The sequence below is a fragment of the Streptomyces tricolor genome (assembly GCF_002155905.1).
Lineage (GTDB): Bacteria > Actinomycetota > Actinomycetes > Streptomycetales > Streptomycetaceae > Streptomyces > Streptomyces tricolor.
Genome location: NZ_MUMF01000680.1, coordinates 1 through 1,625, shown reverse-complemented (window position 1 = coordinate 1,625; position 1,625 = coordinate 1). Strand labels below are relative to the sequence as shown.

General features: G+C 74.0%; 1 protein-coding gene. It reads right to left on the bottom strand.

The features are described 5' to 3' along the window. Window positions 1-1,625: ABC transporter ATP-binding protein (locus CCN44_RS37185; protein ID WP_086703141.1), on the bottom strand; the 1,625-nt coding region annotated here is incomplete at both ends.

The window sequence follows — 1,625 nt, the reverse complement described above, 5'->3', positions numbered from 1 at the left end:
GCCAGCAGCTCCTCGTGGGTGCCGCGCTCCACGATCCGGCCGGACTCCACGACCAGGATCTGGTCGGCGGCGCGGACCGTGGACAGGCGGTGGGCGATGACCACGGCGGTGCGGCCCTCCAGGGCCTCGGAGAGCGCCTCCTGGACGGCCGCCTCGGAGGTGTTGTCCAGGTGGGCGGTGGCCTCGTCCAGGATGACCACGCGCTGGCGGGCCAGCAGCAGCCGGGCGATGGTCATGCGCTGGCGTTCGCCGCCGGAGAGCCGGTAGCCGCGCTCGCCGACCACCGTGTCGAGACCGTCCGGCAGGGACCGCACCACGTCGGCGAGGCGGGCGCGGCCGAGGACGTCCCACAGCTCCTCGTCGGTGGCGTCCGGGCGGGCCAGCAGCAGGTTGGCGCGGACGGTGTCGTGGAAGAGGTGGCCGTCCTGGGTGACCATCCCGAGGGTGGCCCGCAGGGACGCGGCGGTCAGGTCCCGCACGTCGACCCCGCCGATCCGGACCGCGCCCGCGTCCACGTCGTACAGGCGCGGCAGGAGCTGGGCGATGGTCGACTTGCCGGCGCCGGAGGAGCCGACGAGGGCGACGGTCCGGCCGGGTTCGGCGCGGAAGGAGATGCCGTGCAGCACCTCGGCGCCGCCGCGGGTGTCGAGGGCGGCGACCTCCTCCAGGGAGGCCAGGGAGACCTGGTCGGCGGCCGGGTAGGCGAAGTGGACGGCGTCGAACTCGACGGCCACCGGGCCCTCGGGCACCTCCCGGGCGTCGGGCTTCTCCGCGATGAGCGGCTCCAGGTCGAGCACCTCGAAGACCCGCTCGAAGCTGACGAGCGCGCTCATCACCTCGACCCGGGCCCCGGCGAGCGCGGTCAGCGGGGCGTACAGCCGGGTCAGCAGCAGGGCCAGGGCGACGACCGCGCCGGGCTCCAGGGTGCCGCGCAGCGCGAACCAGCCGCCGAGGCCGTAGACGAGCGCCAGGGCGAGCGCCGAGACCAGGGTGAGGGAGGTGATGAAGACCGACTGGGCGGTGGCCGTGCGCACGCCGATGTCCCGGACCCGGCGGGCGCGGGCCGCGAACTCCGCCGACTCCTCCTCCGGGCGCCCGAACAGCTTCACCAGGGTGGCGCCGGGGGCGGAGAACCGCTCGGTCATCCGGGTGCCCATGGCCGCATTCAGCGCCGCCGCCTCCCGCTGCATGCGGGCCATCCGGCTGCCCATGCGGCGGGCGGGCAGGACGAACACCGGCAGCAGCACCAGCGCGAGCAGGGTGATCTGCCAGGACAGGGTGAGCATGACGGCGAGCGTGAGCAGCAGCGTGACCAGGTTGCTGACGACGCCGGAGAGGGTGTTGGCGAACGCCCGCTGGGCGCCGATCACATCGTTGTTGAGACGGCTGACCAGCGCGCCCGTACGCGTACGTGTGAAGAACGCGACGGGCATGCGCTGCACATGATCGAACACAGCCGTTCTGAGGTCGAGGATGAGTCCCTCCCCGAGCGTCGCCGACAGCCGGCGCCCGAGGATGCCGAGCCCCGCCTCCGCGAGCGCCACGAGCGCGATGAGCAGGGAGAGCCGGACCACCGTGCCGGAGTCGTGCCCCGCCACGATCGCGTCGACGACGCGGCCGGCGAG